This is a genomic window from Streptomyces sp. NPDC000941, assembly GCF_053599555.1.
Genome location: NZ_JBSFMM010000052.1, coordinates 1 through 25931, shown reverse-complemented (window position 1 = coordinate 25931; position 25931 = coordinate 1). Strand labels below are relative to the sequence as shown.

Sequence of the window (25931 nt, the reverse complement as noted above, 5' to 3'; positions counted from 1 at the left end):
GGCTGTATAGCCTTGCCTCATCGAGTTTTGTATAAACTAAGCTATACTAATCCCGTAGGGTTCGTGTAGGCATATCTGGAGACGAGCATGGAGAAACCAGGGCATGTGCTCGACCGCGACGCGCAGTGGGCGGCGCTGGTGCGTTTCCTTGAGAGGGGAGGGCAGCCGCTGCGCATCGGGCTGGTCTCCGGGCGCCGCCGTCACGGCAAGTCGTTCCTGCTGCGTGCCCTGTGCGATGTGGCGGGTGGCCTGTACATCACGGCGGTCCAGGAAGAGGGAACGCGCGCGGCGCAGCACCGCTTCTGTGCCGCCATCGCGCGGCACGCCGGCTTGCCCGAGAGTGCCGTCCGACTCGATGACTGGGAGCAGATCCTCACCACAGCGCTTCAGGTGGTGGTCCGGCGGGCCGAAGCCGGCGGCGCCCCGCTGCTGGTGATCGACGAATTCCCGTACCTGCTCACCCACAGCCCGCAGCTACCCTCGCTGCTCCAGCACCTGTACGACAGCTCGCAGGCCGACCGGGCCCCCGGTGGACGCCTCGTCCTGTGCGGGTCGGCGATGTCGGTGATGCACGAACTGCTCTCGGGCACCAAACCGCTGCGCGGCCGTGCCGTACTGGACATGAGGCTGGGCCCCTTCAGCCACCGGCAGGCCGCCGCGCTGTGGGGCATCGACGACCCGCAGTTGGCCTTCCACCTGCACGCGGTCCTCGGCGGGGCCCCGGGCTACCGGCAGTTGGTGCAAGACGATCCGCCGGCCGGTATCGACGGTTTTGGTGACTGGGTCGTGGACAACCTCTTCGACATCGACCTCGGCCTGTTCACCCGCAACGAGACGGAGTACCTGCTCCGCGAGGACCCGCGGATCACCAACCGCGTCGTCTACTACGAGGTCCTCTCCGCCGTCGCGGCCGGAGCCACCACCCCCAGCAAGATCGGCGGACTCATCGGGCGCGAACGCACCGCCCTCGCCCACATCCTCGATGTCCTCCTCTCCTCCGGTTACCTGCGCCGAGAGGACGACCTGCTGCGCCAACGCAAGCCCACCATCACCGTGGCCGACCCGATCATCCGCTTCAACCAGCTGATCACCGTCCCCTACACCGACCTGCTCGAGCGCCGCGAAGGCCAGCAGGTGTGGCAGGCGGCTGTCCCCACCTTCGCCTCGCAGATCCTCGGCCCCCACTTCGAAGAACTCGCCCGGGACTGGGTGCGGCTCTATGCCGCCGACGAAGCCGGCATCACCGCCGGAGCGGTCGGTACCACCGACATCCATGACATCGAGGGACGCGCCAAGCACGAACTCGATGTCGTCGCCCTCACTCCCGGCGACAAGCCGCGCACCCCCAAGGCGCGTATCGCCCTGCTCGGCGAGGCCAAGGCGACCGTCCGACGCCGTGGAGTGGAAGACCTGGAACGCCTGGAGCGCATCCGCACCGTCTTGGATTCTCAAGGCCATGACAGTGCCGATGCCGCCCTGGCCTTGTTCTCCCAGCACGGCTTCACCCCGCCGCTCCGCGAGGTGGCCGCTCGCCGCGATGACGTCCACTTGATTGACCTTGTCACACTGTATGGGTGCAACGACCATCAGCTGGGATCGCATGATGCGCTCCGGCATGGCACTTGACCTGGGGCTGTGCGGTCGCCCAAGTATGGGCACAATCAGTGATTATGGGTCTGTGACTGCTCTACCTGATCTTCTGCCGACTGCGGGGCTGCCTTCTTTCGCTGGGCCGGTCGACCGTCGCGAACAACGCCGGGATCCTTGCCCTTCGTCATGAGGTGGCTCTGCTCCCCGGGCCGGCGGGGATGGTCCTTGGCCGTCGAGCCGGGCAGCGCTTCGGCCAGCAAGACGCCTGCCGAGGGTCGGCCTCGGATGGGGGTTCCAGGCGTCCGGCCTTTCACGGATCGGGAAGGGAAGGTCGATGGCAGTGGGCTCGGCCCTCACGGGGTCAAAGTCGTTGCAGTGGTTCGCGTCACTCGAAAGAGGGATGCGTCGTCCGACTGCGGCTCGGTGGCACCGACTGGCACGTAATATGCGGGGTGTGCATTTCTTGGGCTTCATGTAGCGGTATAAGTCTTTGAATGGGCCGCTACAGCGTGATATGGACCGTTCTGGGGGTCAAGGGGTCGCAGGTTCAAATCCTGTCGTCCCGACCAGCATCATCGCAGGTCGGAGGCCGTTTCCGCGGGTAGCGGAGGCGGCCTTAACCATGTCCGGGCTGGGAGCAAGTGGGAGCCCTCTGGGAGCCCTCGTGCTCCCAACTCGCAGACGTGTCAACGGTGCCCGATTCGTCCGTCACCCGATCCGGTAGACCTGCCGCGCCGTACCGAGCCCCTGTGCGCCGTCGTCAACCACAGTCCCCCGAGGTCACCCGATCGATTCGGATGTTCTCTGCATCGAGAGGTATATGAACCCCTTGTCGGTTCTCGACCCCCTTTCGGGGTGGGAGCGCGGTGTCGTGCTCCCCATGCGACAGGGGGAAGCCGTGGGCTGAGGGCCTCGGTCGGCGTGTTTCCGCAGGTAGCCGGTGCTCGGGTGTCCCGGCCGCAGGGTGCCTGCCGCGTCAAGGCGAGGTAATGCCCCTTGGCGTCCGCTGGCAGACGGGGCACTGCCCGATCCTGTTGCCTATTTGCTGTTTGTGCTGGTCGGGGTGTTGATTGTTGCGGCAGGCTGGTCCGGTGGCCGGTCCTTCTCGTTCCCGGTCATGGAGCGGGAGGGGGTCTGTGTCGATGGAGCCGCGGTCGTGGCCGGAGCCGGCGCCGGAGGTGGCTCGGGCGGTGCGGGCAAAGTACCGGGGACGTCAGGTGCCGCTGCCGGTCGTGGTGCGTGATCGGCTGGGTGAGTTGTTCGCGGATGCCGAGTTCGCCGGGGCGTTCGCGGTGACAGGGCCGCGTGGCTGGTCACCAGGCCGCTTGGCACTGGTCACGGTGCTGCAGATGGCCGAGAACCTGACCGACCGGCAGGCTGCCGAGGCGGTGCGGGACAAACTCTCCTGGTCCTACGCGCTCGGACTGGGCCTGGAGGATCCCGGCTTCGACTTCAGTGTCCTCTCCCAGTTCCGCACCCGGGTCGCCGCCCATGGCCTGGAAGAGAAGGTGCTGGACTTGTTGGTGGCCAGGCTGGTCGAACAAGGGCTGCTGGCCGCAGGAGGCAAGCAGCGCACGGACTCCACCCACGTGGTCGCGGCGGTGCGGGACCTGAACCGGCTGGAACTGGCCGGGGAGGCGGTTCGCGCCGCACTGGAAGCGCTGACCTGCGCGGACCCGGACTGGGTCGCACAGGCAGTGGATGTGATCTCATGGAGCAGGCGGTATGAGGTTCCCCCGAGATGCGAGGAGGGGTGACAGCAGGTCAGATGGATCTCGTGAGAGGAGATCTGACGATGCCTGCCCCCAGGAAGTACCCGCTGGAGTTGCGTGAGCGTGCGGTGCGGATGTACCGCGCGTCGGAACCGAAGCCCGTTATCCGCCGCCTCGCCGAGGAGCTCGGCGTGCATCACGAGGCCCTGCGCGGCTGGATCCGGCAGGCCGAGGCGGATGACGGCGAGCGGGAGGACCTGCTCACCACCGCAGAGCGCGAGGAGCTGGTGTGCCCTTGCCGGAAACCTCATCCGTGCAGGTCAAGCAGCATGCTGGTACTCGTGGAGGATGCCGCCGAGGCGATCGTGTCGACGTATGTTGAGGCGGGCTAACGTGTCCGGATCGTCGATCGGCGGGGGCAGGGGGTGCAGAGGTCTGGCGTTGGCGATGCCTTGGTGTGGTCGGTGTCCGTTGTAGAACTGCTCGTACTCGCGCAGGGTGGCGAGGAGATGTCGTTGGTTCCAGATCAACGTCCGGTCCAGGAGCTCGCGGCGACAGGTCTGTATCCATCTTTCCATGATCGAGTTCATCCTTGGCATCTGGATGCCGGTGAGCACGACGTCGATCCCCGCGTCCTTGAGGACGGCATCGAACAGTTCGGGGAACTTCCCGTCCCTGTCCCTGATCATGAACCGTGCCCGGCAGCCGAGGTCTTCGAGGTCCATGACCAGGTTCTTCGCCGCTTGCGCTACCCAGGATGCGATCGGATGCGCGGTGGCGCCCAGGATCCGGATCCGGCGACTGCCGTGTTCGATCACCACGAGCACGTACATCCGCATCCCCGACAGGGTGACTGTTTCCATGAAGTCGCAGGCCAGCAGAGCATCAGCCTGGCCGCGAAGGAAGCTGGCCCAGGTGCTGGAGTTCCGTTCGGGCGCCGGGTCGATGCCGGCATCCTTCAAGATCTCCCAGATGGTGGACGCGCCCACCTTCACTCCCAGCACGAGCAGCTCGCCGTGCAGGCGTCTGTACCCCCAGCTCGGGTTCTCCTTGGCCAGGCGCAGTACCAGGATGCGGATGGAGCGCATGGTGCGTGGCCGTCCCGGGCGTTTGGGCCGGCAGGAGGCGGCATGGCGGCGTGCGACGAGGTCGCGGTGCCAACGCAGCACGGTATCGGGGCGTACGAGCAGTCGTAATCTTCGCAGGACGTGCAGTGGCAGCCGGTGCAGCAGCGCTGCCAGGTACGCCCGATCGCTGGGCGTGAACCGGATCTTGTCCTTGCCGAGTTGGCGTTCCAGCACGGTGATCTGGTGGCGCAGAGCGAGGATCTCCGCGTCCTTGTCCCGATCAGTCATCGGTAGCAGGCGCAGTATCGCGAACGCGTTCGTCACACCCAGGTAAGCCAGTCGCAGCAGCACGGTCGATCATCATGACGCGCTGAGAGCAGCTACGCGAGAGCGCCAGCTCGAGCGACCGCGGCCAGATTTGGGGAAACCCGATGTACCCGCCCCCACCAGGACGGATGAGATTTCCGGCAGGGGCAGACTGCCTCCTGACCTCCGCCCCATCGACGAGCCGCTCGTTTGTCCCGCCCGGTGCGCGGTTCCCGGAGTTCACCGGAGAGTTGATCGACGCGCTGGAAACGGGCGTCACCGGTGCCGGGGCCACCATGAGCTTGGAGACGGCATGGCTCAGAGCCCGTGATCGTATGCGCCGACGTGGCAGTCCCGAACCACAGCAGTTCGCACAGAACACCGTCGCCCGCCAGATCCGCTTCTACAACCGCGCCGCCCGTTCGCACACCACCACCCTCCAAAACCTCGGAGCGCCAGGCCATGAGCAACCGTCGGCAAGCCCGACTACCTGGTCGCGCCGAGATCGGGAAATGACAACGCAGCCCGTTGCCACGCCGACAAGCCCGACAAAGAAACTGGAAGAGGCAGAAGGGCCGAAGACATCGGACAATCGGCCCTCCCGGCCGACGCTCAGCCAGCCGACCACAAAGGTGGGACCGCCGACCACACCAGGACCTGGCAACTCGGTGCTGCACTGGGTGGCCGGGCTTACAGCCACCGCGCTCCTGGGCCTGCTGTTGTACTCGGTCAATGAGCCCTTCTCTACCTTGATCAGCCGGTGGTTGAACAGCGGCGGCATCGTGGGGGCCCAGGGGGGTGACTGCGCGGCGGATATAGCTGATCCCGACGAGCGGCCGAAGTGGGTGCAGGTTCCCTGCTGGTCGGCTGCGGCCAAGTACACCGTGACAACCGAGCGCCTGGAAAATGGCGTGTGTCAGGCCCTACCCGACGGCGCCCCGCACGATTTCCTCTGCTTCGTGCCGAGGGATTAACCACAGCTTTTCGGCTGGGTCCGGCTGAGCTGGGTTACTGACTTCGGCGTTTCGGGGTCTGGATCTGTGTCGGGACCGGTGACGCGGTCCGGCCGAGGTGGTACGCCGGAGGTATGCGGTATCCGGACACGGAGTGCGCGGTCCGAGGCCGTCCCGAGCGCCTGGGTCGGGAGGCGGCAGTATGGCGGCGGGCGAGAAGGTCGTGGTGCCAGCGCAGTACCGCGTCCGGACGCACCAGCAGCCGCACTCCGCGGAGCACGTCCCTGGGGAGCCGTGCAGCTGCGCCGCCAGAAAGGCACGGTCGCTCGGGGTGAACCGCACCCGCTCCTCCCTGAGTTGGCGCTCCAGCGTCATGATCTGGTGGCGCAGGGCGAGTATCTCGACAGTCTTGTCTCGATCGCCCATTGGTAGCAGGTGCAGCATGGCGAACGCATTCGTCACGCCCAAGTAGGCCAGTCGCAGCAGCACGGTCGATCATCTTGCCGCGGTGAGCTCCAGCCTCGCGAGAGCGCCCATTCGGGCGACTTCGCCGGTCGACCTCCCGTACACCGCGCACCGCCTCCCACCAGGTCGGATGGGTTTCCGGCAAGCGCAAGACTCGCGTCCTCAGTGGCCTGATCAACGAGTACAGGTATGCGGCCTGACCTGCCGCGACACGTTTCTGAACGGCACACGGTGACCATCGCCTCGGCATCGGACTCGGAGGCTGGTGAACGGCGCGACATAGCCCCCTTTCTACCGTCCCGGCCCGAGACATGGCGCATCCGCCGGTTCCCTGGACGCCGGTCGGGCCCTTTTCGCGGACGCGGGGCGTGTACCGGCGGACGACGGTATGTGCCTTACTGGCCGGCCTGACCGAGCAGGTGGCCGGATCCATGGTCACCAGCCGGTCAAAAGCAGGTGGTTGAGGAACAGGGCGAGGACGGCCTGTGCCGTCAGCCAGGCACGGGGCCGGGTGAGGAGTGCGCACGCGGGCAGCAGCCACATCGAGAAAGGCAGCCAGATGCGTTCCGTTTCGGCCTTGCTCATGCCGGACAGGTCTGCGACGAGCAGCGCGAGCAGGGCGCACAGTACCAGCAGGGCGAGGCGCGCTTCAGCGGTGGGGCGGCCGGGTGCTCCTGGTCCAGGGAGGAGGTCGGTGCGCTGCCGGAAGAGTGTGACGCCGACGCGTCGCAGGCCCGCGGCGGTTGCGAGGCCGGTGATGAGCACGGTGCAGGCGAGGTTCGCCCATACCCAGTAGCCGTACGGGCGGATGCCGCCGGCTCCCTGGTGGTACCGGTCGACCAGCAGGCGGTACGCCTCCCACCAGTTGAAGCCGGCGAGAGTGAACATGGCCGGGACGACGGCGAGCCCGGCGAGCAGAAAGGGAAGTCCTCTGGCCAGGTCCCGGACACGGCCCCTCGCGACCACCAGTACGCCCACTGCGATCAGCGCGAACAGCGTGAGCCCGTAGGAGAGATAGCAAGTCAGGCCGAACAGCAGCCCCGAACCGAACGCGACGGCATACGTCCCGGGCCCTTTGCGCCCGGACAGCGCGAGCGCGAGCAGGGCTACGGACCAAGCGGCGACCGCCGCGAAGTACCCGTCGGCCGAGGTGCCCATCCACACCGCGTTCGGCGCCAGCACCAGGAACGGCACCGACCGCCGCGCCAGATCCTCCCCGGCCAGCACACGCAGCGCCACCAGTACCGCGACGCAGGCCGTGGCCCCGACGGTGATGCACCAGACCCCGGCCCAGCCCCCGCCGCCGAGCCCGATCCGGTCGAGGAGGACGAAGGTGAGGGTGGCCGCCGGCGGGTGTCCGGCGGTGTGCGGGGGCCAGTGGCCGGGCGAGTGCAGCAGGATGTGGTGGGTGAAGTCCTTCAGGGCGGCCGGGATGTCGTGAAAGCGGTCGATGACCTGGAGGTACTCATAGCGGGTGGTGAGGCGGACCGCGATGCCCCGGTGCCAGCCGTCGACGAGGGCGAGGGACCACGTCCAGGCCATGGCGGTGCCCCAGGCCACGGTCAGCAGTGTGCGCCACGGCAGCCGTGCGGCCAGCAGTGGTCCGTACGCCACCACGGCGATAGCCACCGTCAGGGCGGCCGGGCTGCCGAGCCCGATGTGTGGGTTCCAGGTCGCGTACAGCGGGGGCCAGCCGACGAACAGCGTGTGGCTGGTGTGCTGGATGTGGCGGCCGACCAGCACGGCCGCCACGACCAGCAGGGCGGCGGCAACGGCGGTGAGCAGATCACGGACGAGAGCGCGGGTCACACCGGAACGCTAGGCCGCGGGGCGGTGGCCCGAGCGGCGCGCGGCCCGGATGTCAGCGTTTCGTCATGGGTCGCGAACGCTTTTCCAGGGTGGCCCGGGCCTACGGTCGGCTCATGCCACGCTCTCCGTCCTCCCCCTCGTTCTGGCGCAGCCCGCTGCGCGGTCCCTGGTTCACTTCCGTTCTCGGCGTGGTCCTGCTCGGTGGGATCACGGTGCTGTTCGTGACGGGGCTGATGTCGTACGCCGCCTACAACCCGGATCTGTCGCCGGTGAACGACAAGACCCCGGACAAGGGGATCCTCGGCTTCTATCTCTTTCCCTGGCCGACCGATCCGCCCTGGCTGTACCGGCTCACCCAGGGCGTCCACGTCACGCTCGGCATCACGCTCATCCCCGTCCTGCTGGCGAAGCTGTGGTCGGTCGTGCCGAAGCTGTTCGCGCTTCCGCCGGCGCGCTCTCTCGCGCACGCGCTGGAGCGGATCTCGCTGCTGTTGCTGGTCGGCGGTGTGCTGTTCGAGTTCGTCACCGGTGTGCTCAACGTCCAGCTCGACTACGTCTTTCCCGGCTCTTTCTATCCGCTGCACTTCTACGGCGCGTGGGTGTTCTTCGCCGCGTTCGTCGTGCACGTGGTGCTGCGGGCGCCGGCCGCCGTGCGCGCACTGCGCACCGGGCTGCGGGAAGCGGAGCCGGCGTCTTCGCTGACGTCCCCGCGGCCCGATCCGCCGACCGTCTCCCGGCGCGGGGCGCTGTGGCTGGTCGGGGGCGGCTCGCTGCTGCTGTTCGGCACCACGGCGGGGCAGAGTTTCGACGGGCTGCGGGCCACAGCCGTCCTGGCACCGCATGGTGGTGCCGATCCCGGCAGCGGCCCCGGCGGCTTCCAGATCAACAAGACGGCCGCGTACGCGGGAATCGGCGCCGCGGAGACGAGCGAGGAGGCGTGGCGGCTGATCGTCGCCGGGCGTTCGGGGACTCTTCGGCTGAGCCGGGCCGACCTGCTGCGACTGCCCCTGCACAGCTCGGCGCTGCCCATCGCCTGCGTAGAGGGCTGGTCGACCTCCGATCAATGGTGGAGGGGGGTACGGCTGCGGGACCTCGCCGTCCTCGCCGGATACGACGCGGACGCGGTGCCCGACATGCTGGTGGAGTCCCTCCAGCGACATGGCGCTTTCCGCCGGGCCGCCCTGCGCGCCAACCAGGTGGCGGACCCACGCTCTCTCCTCGCCCTGTATGTCAACGGCGAGCCGCTGACCCCCGACCACGGCTACCCCGCCCGGGTCATCGTGCCCGCGGCGCCCGGTGTGCTCAACACCAAGTGGGTGTCCCGGATGACGTTCGGAGACCTGTGATGAAAAGACGGCTCCCTCCCCTCCGCAGCCCGTGGCAACTCCTCCTCCTGGCCTGCTCGTTCTTGCTGGCCGGCTACGTGGGGGCGAGACTGCTGGCGGGCGACTGGTTCGAGGTGGCGCTGTGGTTCGTGGGTGCGGCCGTCCTCCACGACCTGGTGCTGTTGCCGCTGTACGCGGCGGCGGACCGGACGACCGTACGGGCACTCGGCGCGGTGGGCCATCGGGAGTGGACCGCATACGTGCGTGTGCCGGCCGTCCTGTCCGGGCTGCTGTTGCTGGTGTGGTTCCCGCTGATCAGCGGGCAGGCGGCGGGCCGTTACCGGTCCGCCACCGGGCTCCCGGCGGACGTCTTCCTCGTCCGCTGGCTGCTGATCACGGCCGTGCTGTTCGGCGGCTCGGGGCTGCTGCTGGTGCTGCGGCTGCGCAGGGCGACGAAGCAGCGGCCGCCGGCCGTCCACTGATCGACGGCACGCCACCCGGAGCGGTCCGCGTGGCGCAGCAGGGCCGGGGTGCCCAGGCGGGCCCAGGGGAACGGGGTGCCGATGGTGTGCCCCGTGTCCGAGACACGGAGGACCTGGACACGGACGCGTTCGTCGACGTCCACGGGCGCCGTCTCGGCAATCAGCAGCCCATGTGGGGCGAGCAGTTGGGCCAGCCGGTGGAGCAGGGCGCGCGGGTCGCCGCCGATGCCGATGTTGCCGTCCATGAGCAGGGCCGTGCCCCAGCGGCCCTCGCCGGGGACCGGGTCGAAGACGGAGCGGCACAGCGCTGACCCGCCGAGCCGGACGGTCTGGGCGACGGCAGCCTCGCTGACATCGATGCCAAGCACGCGTCGCCTCTGCGCGGCGAGCGCCGCCACCAGCCGCCCGGGCCCGCAACCCACGTCGAGCACGGCGCCCTCGCAGCGGCCGAGCACCCCCAGGTCCACCGTGTCGGCGGCCGCACACCACCGTTCCACCTCCAGCGGCAGCAGCCAGCCGTCGGCCCGCCGCAGAAAGAGCGGGCCGCGACCGGTGCGCAGGGCGTGGGAGTAGGGGTCGTCCGCGCTCCACGGGGGCGTGGCGACACGTGTGCTTCCCGAGGCGGCTGGTGGCCCGATGTCATGCGGGAGGCTCATCGGCCCGTGACCTGTGTGAGCCGGGCGAACTCCGCGGCGAACCGGCCGTGCGGAGCGCACGCCGCGACGGCCGCGGCGTCCAAAGCCGTGTCGACGTCGCGGAGGCGGGGCAGATCGCGCACGCGCAGGCCTGCCGCGACGAGCCGTTCTCGCTGGACGGCCCCTGTCACGGCCGTCGACATGGGGACGCCCCGCAGGAGGCCGGGATCGGGGTCGGCGAGTCCGAGGGTCCAGAAGCCCCCGTCCTCGGCGGGGCCGATCCACGCGTCGCAGCCCGTGAAGTCCACGGTGAGGAGTTCGGGTGTCACCTGGGGGGTGTCCATTCCGATCAGCAGCGCGGGGCCGTCGCATCCGGCGAAGGCGTCCGCCAGCCGCTCGTCCAGCCCGCCCGCGCACTGCGGTACGACATCGAAGCCGGGCGGCAGCCACGGGCCCGGTGTCCCGTCGAGCACGAGGACACGCCGGGATGCGGGGGTCACCGCCACGGTGTGCAGGGTGTCCGAGAGAGCCGCCTCGGCGAGCGCCGCCGCCTGCCGGGGGGTGAACGGCGGGGTCAGCCGGGTCTTCACCCGCCCCGGCCGCGGCTCTTTGGCGATCACGAGCAGCGTGGTCGGCGTGTTCAACGGGGGACTCCTGCTCCCGAGGACGATGGGCCCGGTTCGGCCAGCACCCGACGCATGTCGCGCACCGCCTGCCAGGTGCCGCGCCAGGTGCCCGTCACCTTGGAGGCGCCGGTGCGCGACAGGTACGGGACATCGTGCTCGGTGATTCGCCACCCCGCGTCGGCGGCCCGCACGACCATCTGCAGCGGATAGCCGCTGCGCCGGTCCGTGAGGGCGAGGCCTAGGAGCGCCTGGCGGCGGGCTGCGCGCAGCGGGCCGGGGTCGTGCAGGCGCAGTCCGGTGCGGCGGCGTAGCATCCGGGCGAGTGCGAGGTTGCCGACGCGGGCGTGTGCCGGCCATGCGCCCCGGCCCTGCGGGCGGCGCCGGCCGAGCACCAGGTCGGCGGCCCCGGCACGCACTTCGCTCACGAATGGCACCAACAGCGCCGGATCGAGGGACGCGTCGCAGTCGCAGAAGCACACCACGTCGGCGGTGGCGGCGGTCAGCCCCGTGTGGCAGGCGGCGCCGAAACCACGGGAGGGCTCGTGGACGACGGACGCGCCCAGTTCGCGGGCCAGCTGTGCCGAGCCGTCGGTGGATCCGTTGTCGACGACGAGGGCGCGCCAGCCGTGCGGGATGCGGGCGAGCACCCAGGGGAGGGCCTCGGCTTCGTTCAGGCAGGGCAGCACCACATCGACGTCCGATGTTGTGGGAGAGGTCGTCACGGCTCTCACCCTACGAGCGCAAAAGGTGCATTTCGGGCTCCGGCTCCTTACGAAACACGGACGTCGGCAGTGGGGAGCGGCATCGGCGGGGATGCGGTGCGAGGCTGGCTGCATGCAACAGCCGTACGAGCCGATGGGGACAGGGGCCGCCGAACACCGGCCGGCCGATGCCGCCCGCGTCCTTGTGGTGGAGGACGATCGCACCGTCGCCGAGGTCGTCTCGGGATATCTGGACCGTGCCGGGTACGTCGTGGACCGTGCCGGGGACGGGCCGGCCGCCCTCTCCCGTGCCGCCGCGCACTGGCCCGACCTGGTCGTGCTGGACCTGATGCTGCCGGGCATGGACGGCCTGGAGGTGTGCCGCCGGATGCGTGGCCGCGGGCCGGTGCCGGTCATCATGCTCACCGCGCGCGGCGACGAGGACGACCGGATCCTGGGCCTGGAGGTTGGCGCCGACGACTACGTCACCAAGCCGTTCAGCCCCCGGGAACTGGTGCTGCGGGTGGAGTCGGTGCTGCGCCGCACACGGCTAGCCAGGCCCGCCCAGGAAGTACGGCCCCTGAGCGCGGCGGGTCTCACCGTCGACCCCGCCGCCCGCCGCGCCACCAAGAACGGCGGTGAACTCGCCCTCACGGTACGTGAGTTCGACCTTCTCGCCTTCTTCCTCCAGCACCCGAACCGCGCGTACAGCCGGGAGGACCTGATGCGCGCGGTGTGGGGCTGGGACTTCGGCGACCTGTCGACCGTCACCGTCCACGTCCGCCGACTGCGCGGCAAAGTCGAGGACGACCCGGCGCGGCCCCGCCTGATCCAGACCGTATGGGGCATGGGCTACCGCTTCGACCCCGCCGACGGCGAGGAGTGACCGTGCGCGACATCCTCCTCATCGCGCTGTTCGCCTTCCTCGGCGCCGCCGCGGCCGGGGTGCTCGGGGCGTGCGTCCTGCTGCTGACCCGGCGGCGGTCGCTCACCACCTCGCTCACCGTGGTGGCCGCCGTCGCCGTCACCTCGATGCTCGCGGGCACGCTGGCCGTGGCGCAGGCGATGTTCCTCTCCGCGCACGACCTGACCGTCGTCACGACGGTGGTCGCGATGGCCGCCGTCGTCTCCCTGGCCACCGCGCTGCTGCTCGGCCGCTGGGTCGTCGCCCGCAGCCGGGAGCTCCAGCTCGCCGCCCGATCCTTCGGTGACGGCGGCGACTTCGCGGCCCCCAACGTCCCGGCTACCGCCGAACTCGCCGCGCTCAGCCGCGAGTTGGCCGCGACCAGCGCGAAGCTCGCCGAGTCCAGGAAGCGCGAGCGCGCCCTGGAGTCCTCCCGGCGCGAGCTCGTCGCCTGGATCTCGCACGACCTGCGCACCCCGCTCGCCGGCCTGCGCGCCATGTCCGAGGCCCTGGAGGACGGCGTCGCAGCCGACCCAGACCGCTACCTGAAGCAGATCCGCACGGAGGTCGAACGCCTCAACGACATGGTCGGCGACCTCTTCGAACTCTCCCGCATCCACGCCGGCGCCCTCGCCCTCACACCCTCCCGCATCTCCCTGTACGACCTGGTCGGCGACGCCCTGGCAGGGGCCCACCCGCTGGCCCGCCAGCACGGTGTGCGGCTGGTGGGCGACCGCATCGAGCCGGTGACGGTCGAAGTCGACGGCAAGGAGATGAGCCGGGTGCTGGGCAACCTGCTGGTCAACGCCATCCGCCGGACACCGACCGACGGCACGGTCGCCGTCGCGGCCGAGCGCGGCCCGGACGGTGTCGTCCTGTCCGTCACCGACGGCTGCGGCGGCATCCCCGAAGAGGATCTGCCACGCGTCTTCGACACCGGCTGGCGCGGCACCCACGCCCGCACGCCCCCGGCCGGCGCGGGCCTGGGCCTCGCCATCGTCCGCGGCATCGTCGAGGCCCACCAGGGCCGCGCCGCCGTACGCAACATCCCCGGCGGCTGCCGCTTCGAGGTGACCCTTCCCGCAGCCGAGGGATGAGACCGTGGGTCACGCCCGTCACTCCCCGCGAAGCCGAGCCCGCGCGAACTCCCGCATCCCCTCCTGGAAAGCGACCGCGGGCTTCCAGCCCAACGCGGCCCGCAGCCGCGACGAATCCGCCGTGATGTGGCGGACGTCCCCCAGCCGGTACTCCCCGGTCACGACGGGCGCGGGCCCGCCGTACGCCAGGGCCAGATCCTGCGCCATCTCACCGACGGTGTGCGGCTCACCGCTGCCGGTGTTGTACACGGCCAGCACGCCCTCGGCCGCGTCCGCCTCCAGCGCCGCCACATTGGCCGCCGCCACATCGCGTACGTGCACGAAGTCCCGCCGCTGGCGTCCGTCCTCGAACACGCGCGGGGCCTCGCCCCGGGCGAGCGCCGAGCGGAAGAAAGAGGCGACGCCCGCGTAGGGGGTGTCCCGCGGCATGCCCGGCCCGTACACGTTGTGGTAGCGCAGCGACACCGCCGCCCCGCCCGTCGACCGTGCCCATGCCGCCGCCAGGTGCTCCTGGGCCAGCTTCGTCGTCGCGTACGCATTCCGCGGGTCGGCAGGCGCATCCTCCCCGACCAGACCGCAGCACAACTCCTCGCCACACAACGGACACGTGGGCTCGAAGCGCCTGGCCGCCAGATCGGCGACGTCCCGAGGGCCCGGCCGCACCACTCCGTGCCGCTCGCAGGTGTACCGACCCTCCCCGTACACCACCATCGACCCGGCCAGCACGAGCCGCCGAACGCCCGCGTCCGCCATGGCCGCAAGGAGTACGGCGGTGCCGAGATCGTTGTGGGAGACGTACTCCGCGGCGTCGGCGAAGCCACTGCCCAGCCCGACCATCGCCGCCTGATGGCACACAGCGTCCACCCCACGCAGAGCACGAGAGACCGCCTCCCCGCTCCGCACGTCCGCGTCCGCGTCCTCCCGCACGTCGAACACCACGGGCTCGTGTCCGCGCGCCGCCAGTGCCTCCACGACATGGGACCCGATGAACCCGGCACTGCCGGTGACCAGTACACGCATGCCGCCCACGCTAGGCGCCGACTCCGCCGCACCACAGGACCACGCTCACCATGTCACGAGTCCGTAAGACAAGGTCTCACCCCTCGCCCGGACGATCATGGAAAGTCAGGGGCACCGTGCTACCGCTGGTGTGGCGCGTGATCCATACCCGGGCGGTCTCCTGCTGCGGGTGGAACTGTGGTGCCCAGGTCATATCGGCCGGTGTCGAGTTCGGCTCCGATTCTGAGCCCGGTGCGAGTGGTCATGGCGGCGATGGTCTCGATGACGATCTGGTAGCTGGTCAGGGGCCTGCCGCGCCAGTTCGCGGTGATGTGGCAGAACATCCGGTGTTCGATCTTGTTCCATTTCGATGTTACGGGTCAATGCCGTTGCTTGACTACTGAACTATCGCGGGCTGCAGCGTGATGACCTTGGCTGTGATCCGTCGTGTCGGCCGCCGGTCACGGGTGTTCATCCGATAGGAGAGCTTCGAGGAGTACTTCGAGTCCGGACGCTTCAAATGTCGGTCCGCCTCCCGCAGGCGCCTGGCGCCGTTGTCGAGTTTGCGGCGAACCTTTGCCGCCAGCACCACCAAGAACTCCTCGCAGGTCATCGCGGATCTCGTCGGGATCCCAGCAGGCACGGCTCAGCAGGTGCTGCAGTCCGACGGGAGTGCGGTGACCGGCATGCTCGGCCAGCTGCCAGCTGTTCTTGCGGTCCACCGGCCCGAGCAGGCCGTGCACATAGGCCCGCATTCGCCGCCGCAGATCCACCCGCCTGAACCGGTGACCGATCCGCACCAGCAACTCTTCCAGTTCCGCCGACCAGACATCGGGCCGCACATCATCTTCCACGACAAACACAACGGCCCGCCGCACCCGAGGTCACGAACTCCCGCCACCTGACGGGACATCGGCCGAGTACACTCCAAAACATGGCTCTGACCAGCAGCGATAGCGAACTGCAACTGGTACTAGGGCGTCCGCCGACCCGGCCGCGGGTGCGAGCGGCGGTCAGGCCCTCCTTGCTGTCGATGACTTCGTGGATGAACTCCGTGAGCGCGGCGAAGACATGGAAGAGTGACCCGCGGAGGATTGAGCTAGCCTAGGGTTACAGTCGGCCGTCAAAATTCAGCCCCGAGCTACAATTCACTCCTGCATGTGAAAAGGCTCCCGGGATTCGTCGCTATCGCGTTGTGGACTACGTACGCTGTCCGGTCTGCAGAGATTCGGCAGCCGTGAGCAGAGAAGCCCCTAGCAACACGATGTCTTTCACCAGGAACTGGCCGGCGAGAGAGAGCTTTGGTTCTCCGTGCCTCTCCTGCCACGCCTCGGGTGTTGTGGCCAGGAAACTGAGCGTCGTGGCGAATATCCCAGCGGCTCCCAGGCTTCCTAGCGCCGAGGCTCTCGGCGCGAACGGTCTCGCCGCAATCAGTGATCCCGTAATCATCTCTGTTACACCGATGAGCCTGGCCAGTTTTTGTTCGCCGAGTTGGGTGAGGAGTCGCGAGAATACAGGACTCGCGGTGACCAGGGGCCGAATGTTATCGACCTCATAACTTTCGAACTTGAGCCGCCCAATCGACAGGAGATTGAGCGCCAGTCCGTAGCGGATCGTTGAGAATCCTGTGCTCTGAAGGCCCTTACCGACCGTGGAACGCATTCTCATACGGGTGTCCCTTCGCATGTGCACCGCAGAACTCCCTACATCTGCTCAGCGTACGCCGGGTCCCACCTACTGGCACGCCGGCCCCGGATCCTTTTCCGTATTTACTAAGAGGATGTCTTATCTGGTGAGGTGCGGTGCTCAGTCGACGCCCTCGCGCGATTACTTCATTTTCTTGCCAGCGGAGCGCAGGTTCTTGCAGGCTACGCCGACCCGGGCGGCCATGCTTGCCTCGGCGGCCTTGCCCCAGGTGCGCGGGTCGTAGGCCTTCTTGTCGCCGGCCTCGCCGTCCACCTTCAGCACTCCGTCGTAGTTGCGGAACATGTGGCCGGCGACAGCGCGGGTGAAGGCGTACTGGGTATCGGTGTCGACGTTCATCTTGACCACGCCGTTGTCCAGGGCCTCATTGATCTCCTCGATCATGGAGCCGGAGCCGCCGTGGAAGACGAAGTCGAACGGGTTAGGTTTACCGTGCTTCTGTCCGACCGCGTCCTGCAGCTCGCGCAGCAGACCCGGGCGGAGCACGACGTGGCCCGACTTGTAGACGCCGTGCACGTTGCCGAAGGAGGCAGCGAGCAGGTAGCGGCCCTTCTCACCCAGGCCCATCGCCTCGGCGGTGCGGTGCGCATCCTCCACCGTGGTGTACAGCTTGTCGTTGATCTCGTGGGAGACGCCGTCTTCCTCACCGCCCGTGGGAGTGATCTCCATCTCCAGGATGATCTTGGCCTTGGCGGCCTCGGCGAGCAACTCCTGGGCAATGGCGAGGTTGGCTGCGAGGGGTTCCGCGGAGCCGTCCCACATGTGTGACTGGAAGAGCGGGTTTTGACCCTTGGCGACGCGCTCCCAGGAGATCGCCAGCAGCGGGCGCACGTAGCCGTCCAGCTTGTCCTTCGGGCAGTGGTCGGTATGGAGGGCGACGTTCACCGGGTACTTCTCAGCCACGATGTGCGCGAACTCCGCCAGCGCGACGGCGCCGGTGACCATGTCCTTGTTGTACTGGCCGCCCAGGAACTCGGCACCGCCAGGTGAGATCTGGACGATGCCGTCGCTCTCCGTCTCGGCGAAGCCGTGCAGAGCGGCGTGCAGCGTCTGCGACGAGGTCACGTTGGTAGACGGGTAGGCGAACTTGCCAGCCTTCGCCCGGTCCAGCATCTCGTTGTAGACCTCGGGGGTTGCGATGGGCATTTGTCCGCTCCTTACGGTGCGGCGGGATAGAGCGGGGGGCCGGAGACGCCATCAGCTTTCATTTCGCAGGCCCGGCCAGAGTTCCACGGTAACTGTGCCGAGCGTCCAAGCTGAGCTTCGCTGTGGAAGCTCCAGCTCAGCGACGGTCGCCAGGCTGTGGGCCGGGCAGCAGAGAGTGGCCTCCGCGTTCTGGCCAGGCGGCGTCTCCGGGCCTCCGCGGCGCAGTCGGCGTGCAAGTGCAGCAGTGATTCCAGTCGCCTCATGCGGGACGCTGCCTGTGCGCAGAGAATGGAAGGCGTGAGCGCGGTGTCACGGGGCTTCGATTCTCCGGAGAACTGGAGGCATCGCGGTCCTGCGTACGTGCGGATCTTTCGATGGTTCCGTGCTCGCCCCGCAGGGCCTTCGATGCTGCGGCGAGCGGTGCGAATCGGAGTTGTCATGCCCGCAGTCGTAGCGATTGCCGTCGAGTTCGTCGGCGACCGGGATTTTGCGATCTTCGCGGCATTCGGTGCCCTGGCAGGCCTGCTGTTCGTTGACTTCAGCGGTCCGATGCACGTGCGGCTGTCAGCGCAGACCGGTCTGGTGCTGTCCGGGGCCATCTTGGTCTGCCTGGGAACACTGGCGTCCCAGGTGATCTGGGCCGCTGCGGCGGCCACCCTCGCCATCGTCTCCACGCTTCTGTTCGTCGGCGTGGTCAGCTCTGTGCTGGCCAGCGCGACGACCGCCCTCCTTGTGAGCTTCATCCTGCCGGTCACGATGCCTGGCTCGGTGAGTTCGATCCCGGACCGGCTCGGCGGCTGGCTGCTGGGCGGGGCGGCCTCGCTGATCGCCATCGCCGTGTTTTGGCCTGCACCTGTCCGCGAGCCATTGCGGCTGTCGGCCGCTCACGCGTGCGGATTGCTTGCTCGGCGGCTGCGCGCCGAGGCCGAATGCGTTCGCAGAGACTTTGAGCCGCAGAGTAGAGCGGCGCTCGACGTGCTGACCGAAGAGGCCACCGCTGCCGTGACAGCCGTGCGCACGTCCTTCTTCAGCACGTCTTACCGGCCAACGGGACTTAGCACGGCAGCGCGCGCTCTGACTCGGGTGATCGACCAGGTGGTGTGGCTCAATACGATTCTAAAGCGAGCGCCGCTGGAGTCTCAGCCCGGGCCAGCCGCGACAGCGGTTTGCTCAGTGAAGTTGGAATCTGCGGCTCTGCTGGAGCGGGGCGCTGCAATGCTGGAGTCAGCCGTCGGCGATCCGAGCGAGCTGGACGCCGGTCTGAGGCGTCTGGAACAGGCACGGGCAGCCATGGAGCGCACGGTCACGTCTCTCGTTCCACTCCACCGCGGCGATACATCCCCGTGGGCGGTTTCGGACGTGGCGGTGTCGGAGTTTGTCAGGTCGTTGCAGCCGAGCTTTCACGCTCAGCAGATGGCCTGCGCGATCTCGGCCATCTCTGTGAATATCGAAGTCGCCGTGGCCGCCCATCAGCGCAGCTGGTGGCAACACCTTCTGGGGTGTCGGACCGAGGGGGTGGAGTCCCCGCTCTCCTCCGCGCGGGAGCGCGTGAGTGCGCAGGCCGAACGGCATTCGGTGTGGCTCCACAACAGTGTGCGCGGGGCGACCGCCTTGTGCCTCGCTGTGCTCGTGGCGGAGTTCACCGGCGTCCAACATTCGTTCTGGGTCGTCTTCGGCGCGCTGACCGTGTTGCGCTCCAGTGCACTGAACACCGGGCAGAACGCCCTACGCGGCTTGCTGGGAAACGCCGTTGGGTTCCTGATCGGCGGAGGGCTCATCGCCACTCTGGGCATGCACCCCATAGCCCTCTGGCTCCTACTCCCGCCAGCCGTGGCCTTCGCCGGAATGGCACCCGAAGCTGTCTCGTTCACCGTCAGCCAGGCCGGTTTCAGCACCGCACTGTTGATCTTGTACAACATCGTCGAGCCCGAGGGATGGAACGTCGGGCTTGTCCGCCTTGAGGACGTGGCCATCGGCTGCGCAGTGAGCCTCGTGGCCGGGGGGTTGTTCTGGCCACGGGGGGCAGGCTCCGCACTCGGCAAGGCCCTGTCCGAGACCTTCTCCCACAGCGCTTGCTACCTGCGCAGTGCGATCGAATGTAGCCTCACCCGCTACGACGCACGCGTGCCGACGGCTCCGATACCAAGCGACGACAGAGACCGTGCAGTATCGGCGGCACGCCGACTGGACGAAACCTTCCGCGGCTTCCTTGCTGAACGCGGCACGAAGCACGTCCCCCTGGCAGGTGTAACAGCATTGATCAATGCGGGCGTCATCATCCGGCTCACAGCCGACGCCGTCCTCCACCTCTGGAGGGGCGAGGACTCGGCCCCCAAAGGGAATCGGACCGCGGAACGTGCAGAGGTCCTTGAGGCAAGCGTGCCGCTTGTCGATTGGTACGAGAAGACAGCGCGAGCGCTGGCGGGCACGGGCACTGTTCCCGACCGAATCGAAAGCCGGCTCCCTACCTGCCTCCTCGTCCAGGCGGTGCGCCGCGACCTCAGCGAAGCGGACGGAAGTGGAACCGCAGCAGCCGTGAAGATGGTATGGACCGCGGACCACATCGATGCCGTCAGACGCCTGCAGGAGACGATCCTGGGACCCGCGCAAGCGGCGTCTCGGCAGTGCCTGCCCCGGACATGGCTTGGCGGAGGCCGAGCCTCGGCCACTCAAGGATGAACCCCGGTTTCAGGTGACCAACCAGCGGTATCTGAAGTAGTCCACGATCCTGACGGCCAATGTCGGCACCATCTCTATATTGTTCAAGGTCGAAGCAACTGACAGGAAGAGCATCGCTGCCGATTTCGAGGAGCCCCTTATCGCCTGCGACTTACGCCGACCTGTCGGTATTGCTGTTCGCAGACTCGGGGATTAACGAGCAGCAGAACGGGCATGGCAAATCATGACAATGCTGGGTATCCCGGATGTCATGTGTGCCCGTCTGTTCGATCCGGATGGGGTATTGGCCAAGACTGCGGTGGTGCATGCGGCGGCCTGGAAGGAGTCCTTCGACGAATCCCTCCGCCGCCGGGAAGGCCTGGGTTGTCGGCCTCTTGATGCAGCGGCCGACTATGAGGAGTACGTCGACGGCCGTCCGCGTGCCGACGGCGTACGAGCCTTCCTGGCATCGAGTTGCCCGAAGGCTCGGACGACGACCCTCCGGAGCTGGAAATCGTGCACGGTCTCGGAACCGCAAGAACGTCCTGCTGCTGGAGCAGATCCACGCGCAGGGCGTAGAGGCGTACACGGGCTCGTCCGTTACGTCGAAGCCGTGCGGGTGGCAGGACTGCCCACTGTCGTGGTCTCCTCCAGTGCCAACGCCCATGATGTCCTGGCGTCGGTCGGGATCGAGGGACTGTTCGACGTACGGATCGATGGTGTCGTCGCCGTCGAGCGCAAGCTGCCCGGCAAGCAGCACCTGGACACCTTCCTCGAAGCTGCGTATGACCGGGGCGTCGAGCCCGGCGCGGCCGCGGTCTTCGAGGACGTGCTTGTCGGCATGGAGGCTGGACGGTCAGGCCACTTCGGGTACGTCGTCGGAATCGACCGGATCGGTCAGGCTGACGCGCTGCGCCAGCGCGGCGCGGACGTCGTCGTGGGTGACCTCGACGAGTTGGTGGGGGACAGAGCGTGATTACGCATTCTGCCTACGTGGTCGAGCCCTGGCGCGTGCGCGAGACTGGGCTCTGCTGGGACGCTCTGGCACAGAGCGAATCCGTCTTCGTCTTGTCCAACGGACACATCGGTTGGCGGGGCAATCTTGAGGAGGGTGAGCCGCACGGCCTGCCCGGCAGCTATCTCAACGGCGTCCACGAACTGCATCCACTGCCATACGCGGAGGCGGGCTACGGCTATCCCGAGTCCGGCCAGACGGTCATCAATGGCAAGCTCATCCGTCTGCTGGTCGACGCCGAGCCGTTCGACCTGCGCTATGGAGTGCTGCGATGCCACCAGCCCCGAGGACTATCCGCTGATGCTCCACTTCCCCTACTTCGAGCTTGTACCGCAAGCAGGCGATCGAGCAGGCGGACCTGGTGCTGGCGATGTACCTGCGTGGGGACGCCTTCGCCGAGGACCAGGCCCGTCGAACCGCCGATCGTCCTGCCTGAGCCCTTCCATCCGCCCGGACGCAACCCCGGGCGCGGGCGTCCCGACCCTCCCCGACCTACGCGGACACACCTAGGGGCTGGGGCCGGATGAAAAGTTGAGGGTGGGCACGGGCGCTCCTAGGCTGGCAGGAGTGGGTGAGCGAGACGACCCGCACTCGGCCAGCATTCAAGCATCTTGCCCGCACAGGCGGTCCTCCCCGAACCGGTGACCTGCCTCATCGCACGGCCGCTTTACTCCGGCTTCTCGGGCAGGCTCGTCGACGCAGTGCAACCGTAGACATGCCGCGCGGAGCATGGAGGGCGGCTGAGCGATGACCTACCTGGACACGCTGTCGGTGAACCCGATTCGTAGATTGGGTATGGACGCGATCCGGAAGGCCGAATCCGGGCGTCCTGGAACTGCGAGGGGCATGGCACCCGTCGCCCTCCCGCTGTGGCATCGGCTCCTGCGCTTCGATCCCGCCGATCTGATCTGGCCGGACCCGGATCGCTCCCTACATGCCTCTGCGCTGTTGTCGCTGCTGCACCTGACAGAACTGTTTGACCGTCAGCCACGGGCATACCGTGACCAGGTGCTGTCGCCCACGGTGACTCCCAGGGTGGTGGTCAAAGAGGCCTCCACGCTCGGCTGGGGCGGTACGTCGGCGACCGTAGGCCGATCGCAGGTATGCACAGCTTTGGCGCTTCCGCGCCCCTCAAACAGCTGCTCAACAAGTGCGCCTTCACACCTGAGCGTGTCGCCCAGGCAGCACGCGAGCTGGTGTCACAGGGCTAGGAGACACACGTGAAAGCGACTCAATCCCTGCACGAACTCGGGCAGAGCCTGTGGTTGGACAACATCACGCGCGGCATGCTCGACTCCGGGCAACTGCAGCACTACATCGACAGCTACTCAGTCACCGGTCTGACGTCGAACCCGTCGATCTTCGACAAGGCTATTTCCTCTGGCGGATACGATGACGCGATCCGTGCCAAGTCCGCATCCGGACTGCCCGACGAGGAGCTCTTCTTCGAGCTGGCCATCAAGGACCTTCAGCGGGCCGCGGATCTGTTCTTGTCCATCCATGAGAGAACGGACGGCATGGACGGCTGGGTCTCGCTGGAGGTGTCGCCTCTTCTGGCTTACGACACTGCGCGGACCATCGAAGCGGCGAAGGAACTGCACGCACGAGCGGGCCGGAAAAACCTGTTCATCAAGATCCCCGGCACCGTCGAAGGACTCCTGGCGATCACCGAGTGCGTCGCCTCGGGTATACCGGTGAACGTCACCTTGTTGTTCTCGGCCGACCACTACAGGGCCGCCGCCAACGCGTACCTGACCGGGGTCGAGCGGCGGGCCGAGCGAGCACTCGATCCCGCGGTGGGTTCGGTGGCCTCGGTCTTCATGTCCCGGTGGGATTCGGCCGTCAGCGGCAAGGTGCCGGACGATCTGCGGGACCGACTCGGCCTCGCCGTCGGCCAGGACACCTACCGGTCCTATCGCATGCTGATGGACGGGGAGCGGGCACAGCGCCTGGAGAACGTAGGCGCACGCATGCAGCGGCTGCTGTGGGCGAGCACTCGTACCAAGGACCCCGCAGCGTCGGACACCCTCTACGTCCACGGACTCGCCGCGCCGTTCACGATCAACACTATGCCCGACGAGACACTCGAGGCCTTCTACGATCACGGAGAAGTAGGCGAGCCTCTGCCGGCCGATGGCGACGGCTGCGACGCGGTGCTCGCGCGGTTCGCCGACGCGGGCGTGGATGTCAACGCCCTTGCCGCGAAGCTCCAAAGCGACGGAGCGGCGTCCTTTGCGGCCTCCTGGAACGACCTCTTGGCGTGTATCTCCGCGCAGCGAGAGGCTCTTGTCTGACCCAGTCCGTCCTGACGTGAGGGCCGATAGATGTCCATTACCCCCCTCCGGCAACAGCCATCGTGGAAAGCGCTCGAGCAACATCACTCCGAGATCGGAACCACCCATCTGCGTGAGCTGTTCGCCCAGGATCCGGGACGCGGCGACCGCCTGTGCGCGGAAGCGGCAGGACTGTATCTGGACTACTCCAAGAACCGGGTGACCGACGAGACGGTGCGACTGCTGTGCGAGCTCGCCCGGGAGTGCGGACTTGAGGAGCGCAAAGACAGGATGTTCCGCGGGGAGCACATCAACGTCTCCGAGGACCGTCCCGCCCTCCACGTGGCCTTGCGCATGCCGCGCGGGCGCTCGCTCGTCGTCGACGGCGTCGATGTCGTCGCCCAGTTGCATTCCGTCCTGGACCGCATGGCCGCGTTGGCCCAGCGCATCCGGTCGGGCCAGTGGAGAGGCCACGCAGGAAAGGCGATCAAGAACATCGTCAATGTCGGCATCGGTGGCTCCGACCTCGGGCCGGTCATGGCGTACGAGGCACTGCGCCACTACAGCCAGCGTGACCTGACGTTCCGTTTCATCTCCAATGTTGACGCGACCGACTTCGTGGAGGCGACCCGCGACCTCTCCCCGGAGGAAACTCTCTTCATCATCTCCTCCAAGACCTTCGGCACCCTGGAGACCCTGACCAACGCCCGCTCGGCACGCGATTGGCTGGTGGGTGCGCTCGGCAGCGACGAGGCGGTCGCACGGCACTTCGTCGCGGTCTCGACCAATGCCCAGCGCGTAGCGGATTTCGGCATCGACACGGACAACATGTTCGAGTTCTGGGACTGGGTCGGCGGTCGCTATTCGATGGACTCCGCCATCGGCCTGTCCACCATGATCGCGATCGGGCCCGAACACTTCCACGACATGCTCGCGGGTTTCCACGCCATGGACGAACACTTCCGCACGGCTCCACTCGAGGCGAACCTCCCCGTGCTCATGGGGCTCCTCGCCGTTTGGTACGTGGAATTCTTCGGGGTCCAGAGCATCGGCGTCATGCCTTACGAACAGTATCTGAAACGGTTTCCGGCCTACCTACAGCAGCTCACCATGGAGTCGAACGGCAAACACGTGACCGTGGACGGCCACGTGGTCGACTACGACACCGGACCCGTCTACTGGGGAGAGCCGGGTACCAACGGCCAGCACAGCTTCTACCAGCTCATCCACCAGGGAACCCGGCTGATTCCCATCGATCTGATCGGCTTCGGCAAGAGCCTCAACCCACTGAGCGACCACCACGACATTCTGTCGTCGAACGTCTTCGCTCAGGCTCAAGCGCTCGCCTTCGGCAAGACCGAGCAAAAAGTACGGGACGACGGCACCCCGCCCGACGTCGCGCCGCATCGGCTGATGGAGGGCAACCGCCCCACCAACGTACTGCTCGGCGAAATCCTGACACCCCGTCTGCTCGGGGCGCTCGTCGCGCTGTACGAGCACAGCGTGTTCACCCAGGGGGGAGTCTGGGACATCGACTCCTTCGACCAGTGGGGTGTGGAACTCGGCAAGGCACTCGCCGTGCAGATCACCCCCGAACTCACCTCCGCCGCTGAGCCGGAACTCGACCACGACTCGTCGACCAATGCGCTCATCCGCCGTTACCGCGCCCTGAAACACCAAGGGCACTCCTAGGAGCCCCGCGAGATGTTGCACCTACAGCCACGACCGATAAACAGTCAGGCGAACTACCGTCTTCTCGGTCTGTGCGAGGCGCGTCACCCCCGTAGTGAGCCATCAAGCGGGATCAATTGACAACACCTGCTAGAGGAGAGCAGCCATGGCCACTGACACCCCGATGCAGCTCGGCATGATCGGGCTCGGCCGGATGGGCGCGAACCTCGTGCGCCGGCTGATGCGCGACGGCCACCACTGTGTGGTCTACGACGTCAACGAAAGCGCCGTCAGGGTGCTGGAGGGCGAGGGCGCAGTCGCCGCCCGCTCGCTCGGCGACCTGGTGGCGAAGCTGGAGCGGCCGCGGGCCGCCTGGCTCATGCTGCCCGCCGCCGTCGTACAGCCCACCCTCGACCAGCTTACCGAGCTCCTCGACCCGGACGACGCCATCATCGACGGTGGCAACTCCTACTACCGCGACGACATCACCCGCGCCGCTCAGCTCGCCCCGCACCGCATCCACTACCTGGACTGCGGAACCTCCGGCGGAATCTGGGGACTTGAGCGCGGCTACTGCCTGATGATCGGCGGTGAGGACGGGCCCGTCGCCCGGCTCGACCCTATCTTCCGCACCATCGCGCCGGGCACCGGCTCCGCCGAGCCGACCCCGAGCAGACACACCGACGGAACGGCGCCGGAGGGCTATCTCCACTGCGGTCCGAGCGGCGCCGGACACTTCGTGAAGATGGTTCACAACGGGGTCGAGTACGGAATGATGGCCTCGATCGCCGAA

Annotated in this window: 20 protein-coding genes, 1 tRNA gene and 4 pseudogenes; 15 read left to right on the top strand and 10 right to left on the bottom strand. The window is 67.7% G+C overall.

Annotated elements, in window-relative coordinates; translation table 11 throughout:
- Positions 1 to 87 precede the first annotated feature (87 nt).
- The 4 genes and pseudogenes from ACWDSL_RS18830 (at position 88) to ACWDSL_RS18815 (ending at position 3694) form a co-directional block, all read left to right on the top strand.
- On the top strand, positions 88 to 1626 hold the full coding sequence (locus ACWDSL_RS18830; RefSeq protein WP_450486706.1) for an ATP-binding protein: 1539 nt from the start codon (positions 88 to 90) through the stop codon (positions 1624 to 1626).
- A gap of 412 nt (positions 1627 to 2038) precedes the next feature.
- A tRNA-OTHER gene (locus ACWDSL_RS18825) sits at positions 2039 to 2159 on the top strand.
- 573 nt (positions 2160 to 2732) lie between these two features.
- Positions 2733 to 3317: pseudogene (locus ACWDSL_RS18820) on the top strand (transposase); the annotation flags it as partial.
- 68 nt (positions 3318 to 3385) lie between these two features.
- Positions 3386 to 3694 carry a transposase gene (locus tag ACWDSL_RS18815; RefSeq protein WP_450486704.1) on the top strand — a complete coding sequence of 103 codons (309 nt, stop codon included), beginning with the start codon at positions 3386 to 3388 and terminating at the stop codon, positions 3692 to 3694.
- Here the strand turns inward: ACWDSL_RS18815 and ACWDSL_RS18810 are convergent.
- On the bottom strand, positions 3623 to 4720 hold the full coding sequence (locus ACWDSL_RS18810) for an integrase core domain-containing protein (RefSeq protein WP_450486702.1): 1098 nt from the start codon (positions 4718 to 4720) through the stop codon (positions 3623 to 3625). The two genes, ACWDSL_RS18815 and ACWDSL_RS18810, sit on opposite strands and share 72 nt — an antisense overlap.
- Positions 4721 to 4926: 206 nt before the next feature.
- Between ACWDSL_RS18810 and ACWDSL_RS18805 the strand changes: the two genes are divergently transcribed.
- Positions 4927 to 5649, top strand: coding sequence for a hypothetical protein (locus ACWDSL_RS18805; RefSeq protein ID WP_450486700.1), 723 nt, complete (start codon positions 4927 to 4929; stop codon positions 5647 to 5649).
- Positions 5650 to 6528: 879 nt separating this feature from the next.
- Here ACWDSL_RS18805 and ACWDSL_RS18800 read toward each other — a convergent pair.
- Positions 6529 to 7902, bottom strand: a complete 1374-nt coding sequence (locus tag ACWDSL_RS18800; protein ID WP_450486698.1) for a hypothetical protein — start codon at positions 7900 to 7902, stop codon at positions 6529 to 6531.
- Between the two features lie 113 nt (positions 7903 to 8015).
- Between ACWDSL_RS18800 and ACWDSL_RS18795 the strand changes: the two genes are divergently transcribed.
- Entirely contained in the window at positions 8016 to 9248 is a 1233-nt protein-coding gene (locus tag ACWDSL_RS18795) for a molybdopterin-dependent oxidoreductase (RefSeq protein ID WP_450486696.1), read from the top strand.
- 316 nt (positions 9249 to 9564) lie between these two features.
- Here ACWDSL_RS18795 and ACWDSL_RS18790 read toward each other — a convergent pair whose 3' ends face one another.
- The 3 genes from ACWDSL_RS18790 to ACWDSL_RS18780 are packed head-to-tail and all read right to left on the bottom strand — an operon-like array spanning position 9565 to position 11701.
- On the bottom strand, positions 9565 to 10365 hold the full coding sequence (locus tag ACWDSL_RS18790) for a class I SAM-dependent methyltransferase (RefSeq protein ID WP_450486694.1): 801 nt from the start codon (positions 10363 to 10365) through the stop codon (positions 9565 to 9567).
- A complete protein-coding gene (locus ACWDSL_RS18785) occupies positions 10362 to 10988 on the bottom strand; it encodes a TIGR04282 family arsenosugar biosynthesis glycosyltransferase (protein WP_450486692.1) in 627 nt (208 codons plus the stop codon). Before ACWDSL_RS18785 ends, ACWDSL_RS18790 begins: the two co-directional genes overlap by 4 nt.
- Positions 10985 to 11701 (bottom strand): glycosyltransferase family 2 protein, encoded by a 717-nt coding sequence (locus tag ACWDSL_RS18780; protein WP_450486690.1) that lies wholly within the window; start codon positions 11699 to 11701, stop codon positions 10985 to 10987. The genes ACWDSL_RS18785 and ACWDSL_RS18780 overlap by 4 nt, the downstream gene beginning before the upstream one ends.
- A gap of 103 nt (positions 11702 to 11804) precedes the next feature.
- Between ACWDSL_RS18780 and ACWDSL_RS18775 the strand changes: the two genes are divergently transcribed.
- Together ACWDSL_RS18775 and ACWDSL_RS18770 are read left to right on the top strand one after the other, a co-directional pair.
- The gene (locus ACWDSL_RS18775) at positions 11805 to 12557 is read left to right on the top strand and encodes a response regulator transcription factor (RefSeq protein WP_450486688.1); all 753 of its coding nucleotides are present in this window, start codon (positions 11805 to 11807) and stop codon (positions 12555 to 12557) included.
- Between the two features lie 2 nt (positions 12558 to 12559).
- A complete protein-coding gene (locus ACWDSL_RS18770) occupies positions 12560 to 13672 on the top strand; it encodes a sensor histidine kinase (protein ID WP_450486686.1) in 1113 nt (370 codons plus the stop codon).
- Positions 13673 to 13690: 18 nt separating this feature from the next.
- Here the strand turns inward: ACWDSL_RS18770 and ACWDSL_RS18765 are convergent, their stop codons facing one another.
- The 5 genes and pseudogenes from ACWDSL_RS18765 to fbaA form a co-directional block, all read right to left on the bottom strand.
- Positions 13691 to 14692: an NAD-dependent epimerase/dehydratase family protein gene (locus tag ACWDSL_RS18765; protein ID WP_450486684.1), complete on the bottom strand. Its 1002-nt coding sequence runs from the start codon at positions 14690 to 14692 to the stop codon at positions 13691 to 13693.
- Positions 14693 to 14856: 164 nt separating this feature from the next.
- A pseudogene (locus ACWDSL_RS18760) lies at positions 14857 to 15051 on the bottom strand (ISAzo13-like element transposase-related protein); the annotation flags it as partial.
- A gap of 222 nt (positions 15052 to 15273) precedes the next feature.
- Positions 15274 to 15513, bottom strand: a pseudogene (locus tag ACWDSL_RS18755) (transposase); the annotation flags it as partial.
- 358 nt (positions 15514 to 15871) lie between these two features.
- The gene (locus tag ACWDSL_RS18750; RefSeq protein ID WP_450486682.1) at positions 15872 to 16333 is read right to left on the bottom strand and encodes a YkgB family protein; all 462 of its coding nucleotides are present in this window, start codon (positions 16331 to 16333) and stop codon (positions 15872 to 15874) included.
- Positions 16334 to 16498: 165 nt separating this feature from the next.
- Entirely contained in the window at positions 16499 to 17521 is a 1023-nt protein-coding gene (gene fbaA / locus ACWDSL_RS18745; protein ID WP_450486680.1) for a class II fructose-bisphosphate aldolase, read from the bottom strand.
- A gap of 438 nt (positions 17522 to 17959) precedes the next feature.
- Here fbaA and ACWDSL_RS18740 point away from each other — a divergent pair, with 438 nt between their 5' ends.
- From ACWDSL_RS18740 to ACWDSL_RS18710, 7 genes and pseudogenes are all read left to right on the top strand, one after another.
- Complete coding sequence (locus tag ACWDSL_RS18740; RefSeq protein WP_450486678.1) at positions 17960 to 20200, top strand: FUSC family protein; 2241 nt, start codon at positions 17960 to 17962, stop codon at positions 20198 to 20200.
- A 223-nt stretch (positions 20201 to 20423) separates the two neighbouring features.
- Entirely contained in the window at positions 20424 to 21155 is a 732-nt protein-coding gene (locus ACWDSL_RS18735) for an HAD family hydrolase (protein ID WP_450486676.1), read from the top strand.
- Positions 21152 to 21475 (top strand): annotated as a pseudogene (locus ACWDSL_RS18730) (family 65 glycosyl hydrolase); the annotation flags it as partial. The gene ACWDSL_RS18735 and the pseudogene ACWDSL_RS18730, both read left to right, overlap by 4 nt.
- Positions 21476 to 21941: 466 nt before the next feature.
- Complete coding sequence (locus ACWDSL_RS18725; protein ID WP_450486674.1) at positions 21942 to 22418, top strand: transketolase-like TK C-terminal-containing protein; 477 nt, start codon at positions 21942 to 21944, stop codon at positions 22416 to 22418.
- Positions 22415 to 23488 (top strand): transaldolase, encoded by a 1074-nt coding sequence (gene tal / locus ACWDSL_RS18720; protein ID WP_450486672.1) that lies wholly within the window; start codon positions 22415 to 22417, stop codon positions 23486 to 23488. Before ACWDSL_RS18725 ends, tal begins: the two co-directional genes overlap by 4 nt.
- 30 nt (positions 23489 to 23518) lie before the next feature.
- Positions 23519 to 25159 carry a glucose-6-phosphate isomerase gene (gene pgi / locus ACWDSL_RS18715; protein WP_450486671.1) on the top strand — a complete coding sequence of 547 codons (1641 nt, stop codon included), beginning with the start codon at positions 23519 to 23521 and terminating at the stop codon, positions 25157 to 25159.
- A gap of 145 nt (positions 25160 to 25304) precedes the next feature.
- Positions 25305 to 25931: NADP-dependent phosphogluconate dehydrogenase (locus ACWDSL_RS18710; protein WP_450486669.1), on the top strand; the 627-nt coding region annotated here is incomplete at its 3' end.